Annotated in this window: 3 protein-coding genes and 1 pseudogene; 1 reads left to right on the top strand and 3 read right to left on the bottom strand. The window is 67.7% G+C overall.

The window, feature by feature from the left end:
- A pseudogene (locus HUU96_RS13305) lies at positions 1–1,106 on the bottom strand (transketolase); the annotation flags it as partial.
- Positions 1,107–1,193: 87 nt separating this feature from the next.
- Here HUU96_RS13305 and HUU96_RS13300 point away from each other — a divergent pair.
- Positions 1,194–1,796, top strand: coding sequence for a nuclear transport factor 2 family protein (locus tag HUU96_RS13300; RefSeq protein WP_174293240.1), 603 nt, complete (start codon positions 1,194–1,196; stop codon positions 1,794–1,796).
- A gap of 19 nt (positions 1,797–1,815) precedes the next feature.
- Here HUU96_RS13300 and HUU96_RS13295 read toward each other — a convergent pair whose 3' ends face one another.
- Together HUU96_RS13295 and HUU96_RS13290 are read right to left on the bottom strand one after the other, a co-directional pair.
- A complete protein-coding gene (locus HUU96_RS13295; RefSeq protein WP_174293239.1) occupies positions 1,816–2,811 on the bottom strand; it encodes an aldo/keto reductase in 996 nt (331 codons plus the stop codon).
- A gap of 26 nt (positions 2,812–2,837) precedes the next feature.
- A partial coding sequence (locus HUU96_RS13290; RefSeq protein WP_174293238.1) for an SDR family NAD(P)-dependent oxidoreductase occupies positions 2,838–3,512 on the bottom strand: 675 nt, incomplete at its 5' end.

Raw genomic sequence — 3,512 nt, 5'->3', positions numbered from 1 at the left:
CCGCCATAGGGCTCCCACTCCTCCCCCTCGGCGATGCCGAGGTCGCCGCGCAGCTGCCCGATCTGGCGCGGGTTCATCAGCCCCGAGTGATTGTCCTTGTGGCCCGCAAAGGGCAGGCCGAAGCCCTTGATCGTGTAGGCGATGAACAGCGTCGGACGGTCGTCCTTGGCGGCGTCGAACGCCTCCATCAGCGTCTCGATGCAATGCCCGCCGAGGTTGGTCATCAGCGCCGCCAGCGCGTCGTCGTCATAGCTACCGAGCAGCTTGGCGACGCTCGGCTTGCCGCCAATGTCGGCGGTCAGCCGCGCCCGCCACGCCGCCCCGCCCTGATAGGTCAGCGCTGCGAAATCGACGTTCGGGCAGTTGTCGATCCACTCCTTGAGCGCCATGCCGCCCGGCTGCTTGAACGCTTCCCGCTGCCGTTTGCCATATTTCAGCGTCAGCACCCGCCAGCCGCAGGTCTCGAAGATGTCGTCGAAGCGGCGGAACATGCGGTCGGCGGTGGTGTGGTCGAGCGACTGGCGGTTATAGTCGACGATCCACCAGCAGTTGCGCACGTCGTGCTTGTAGCCCTCGATCAGCGCCTCATAGATATTGCCCTCGTCGAGCTCGGCATCGCCCATCAGCGCGATCATCCGGCCGGCATTCTCCTGCGCCAGCGCGCCGTGCGCGATGAGATAGTCCTGCACCAGGCTGGCGAAAGCGGTGACCGCGACGCCCAGCCCGACCGAACCGGTGGAGAAGTCGACCGGGATCTGGTCCTTGGTGCGCGAGGGATAGCTCTGCGCCCCGCCGAGGCCGCGAAAGCGTTGGAGCTGGTCGAGGCTCTGCTCACCCAGCAGATAGTGGATCGCGTGCAGCACCGGCCCGGCGTGTGGCTTCACCGCCACCTTGTCGTTGGGGCCAAGCGCGTGAAAATACAGCACCGCCATGATCGCCGTCATCGACGCGCACGACGCCTGATGGCCGCCGACCTTCAGCCCGTCGCGGCTGTCGCGCAGGTGGTTGGCGTTGTGGATCGTCCATGACGACAGCCAGCGCAGCCGCGTGTCGAGTGCCTCCAGCGAGGCGATGGTGGTGTCGGCTTGATCGAGGGTCTGCGTCATCGATTAAGGTTCCGCTGAGGGTTGCCGTCCCTGCCTAGCAGCCGCAAGACGAATGCGCCACGACGGCGAGCGAGGGAGACATGTTAGGTGAGCGACATCAATCAGGCCGATTTCTTCGCCATCCAGCGCGTGGTCGAGGATTGGGCGGTGTTCCGCGACGCCGGCATGTTCGACCAGCTCGCGGCGCTGTTCCACGAGGACGGGCGGATGATGACCACCTGGTCGCAGGTGTCGGGGCAGGAGTTCGCCGAGCTGACCCGGCGCGGCTGGGGCAACGGCATCCTGGTCAACCACGCCATGAGCGGCTGCCACATCGACATTGCCGGGAACCGCGCGGTGGCGCAGACCAAGGTGACGATCGCCCAGCGCGCGACGATCGACGGCGTGGTGTGCGACGCGTTCTGCGACGGCCGTTTCTACGACCTGTTCGAGCGGCGCGGGGGGGCGTGGAAGATCGTGCTGCGCCATCCGATCTACGAGCGCGACCGAATGACCACCGCCAGCCCGGGGCCCGCGCCGATACTCGACGCCGAACTGCTGGAAAGCTTTCCCGAGGGCTATCGGCACCTCGCTTATCTGCAGACCAAGCTTGGCCTGACCGTCAAGCGCGACATGCCGGGGCTGATGGGCCCCGAGGTCGAGGCCCTGTACGCGGAAGGGCGGGAGTGGCTGGCGGGTGCCGGCACCTGACGCGCCGACACCCCGCGCGTCACGCCTTCTCGCTGTCCATCGCGTGCAGCGCCGCTTCGGGATAGCGCGCGCCCGCCGCTGCGCCGGCCGGCACCGCCTGCTCGATCGAGGCGAGATCGTCCGACGACAGCGTCACGTCGAGGCTGCCCAGCGCCTCGCTCAGCTGCTCGCGTTTGCGTGAGCCGACGACCGGCACGATGTCGTCGCCCTGCGCCAGCACCCAGGCGATCGCCACCTGCGCAACGCTGACCCCGCGTGCGTCCGCCATCGTTCGCAACGCCTCGACCAGCTTGAGGTTGGCGTCGACATTGCCCTCGGCGAAGCGCGGCGTCTTGGTCCGCATGTCGTTGCTGGCCGCTGCGTCCTTGCGCCAGTGGCCGCTGATCAGGCCGCGCGCCAGCACGCCATAGGCGGTGATGCCGACGCCCAGCTCGCGCGCGGTCGGCAGGATGTCTTCCTCGATGCCGCGCGAGATCAGCGAATACTCGATCTGTAGGTCGCTGATCGGGTGCACCGCCGCCGCCTTGCGCAGCGTCGCCGCGCCGACCTCCGACAGGCCGATCTGGCGGATATAGCCCGCCTGGACGAGATCGGCCATCGCCCCGATCGCGTCCTCAATCGGCACCTCGCTGTCGAGCCGCGACGGGCGGTAGATGTCGATATGGTCGGTGCCGAGCCGCTGCAGCGAATAGGCGAGGAAGTTGCGCAGCGACTTGGGCCGGCTGTCGTTGCCGATGATCGCGCCATCGGGGCCGCGCAGATTGCCGAACTTGACGCTGAGCTGATACGCGTCGCGCGGCACGCCCTTGAGCGCCTCGGCGAGCAGCAGCTCGTTATGGCCGGCACCATAGAAGTCGCCGGTATCGAGCAGGACGACGCCGGCGTCGAGCGCGGCGTGGATCGTCGCGATGCTCTCCGCCCGGTCGGCGGGGCCGTACATGCCCGACATGCCCATGCAGCCGAGCCCGATCGCGGACGTGGCGATGCCGTCCTTGCCCAATGTGCGCTTGTCCATGGTCGGCTCTCCTAAAGGTTATAATATCAGTCGGCGGTCCAGCCGCCGTCGACGATCAGGCTGGTGCCGGTGACCAGCGCGGCGGCGTCGGAAGCGAGGAAGACGGCGGCGCCCATCAAATCCTCGACCTGGCCGAGCCGGCCGAGCTTGATCTTGGCGAGGACGCTGTCCTTGAATGCCTGGTTCTCGAAGAACGGCCGCGTCATCGGCGTCTCGATGAAGGTCGGCGCGATGGTGTTGGAGCGGATGCGGTGCGCGGCGAGGTCGAGCGCAAACGCCTTGCTCATCCCCTCCAGCGCCCATTTCGAGGCGCAGTAGAGCGAGCGGTTGGGGCCGCCGACATGCCCCATCTGCGAGCCGATATGGATCAGGCTGCCGCCTGCGCCGGCGGCAATCATGCCACGCGCGCAGGCCTGCGCGACGAAGAAGGCGCTCTTGACATTGAGGTCGAGGACCGCGTCGTAATCGGCCTCGTCCACATCCTGCATCGGCTTGGGGCGGTTGGTGCCGGCGTTGTTGACCAGCACATCGAACGCCGGCAGTTCGGCGAAGAACGCCGTCACTGCGCCAAGATCGGCGACGTCGAGCACCGTCGCCTCCGCCGCCTCACCCCGCGCACGGATCGCCTCGGCACCCGCCTCCTCGGCCACGTCCCGGCCCTGGAGAACCTCAACGTCGGCGGGTCGGTCCTGGTCGGGGAC

Source organism: Sphingomonas bacterium (assembly GCF_903644135.1).
In the GTDB taxonomy this organism is placed as follows: domain Bacteria; phylum Pseudomonadota; class Alphaproteobacteria; order Sphingomonadales; family Sphingomonadaceae; genus Sphingomonas.
The sequence above is the reverse complement of the archived record's forward strand: the minus strand, read 5'-3'. Positions and strand labels throughout refer to the sequence as shown.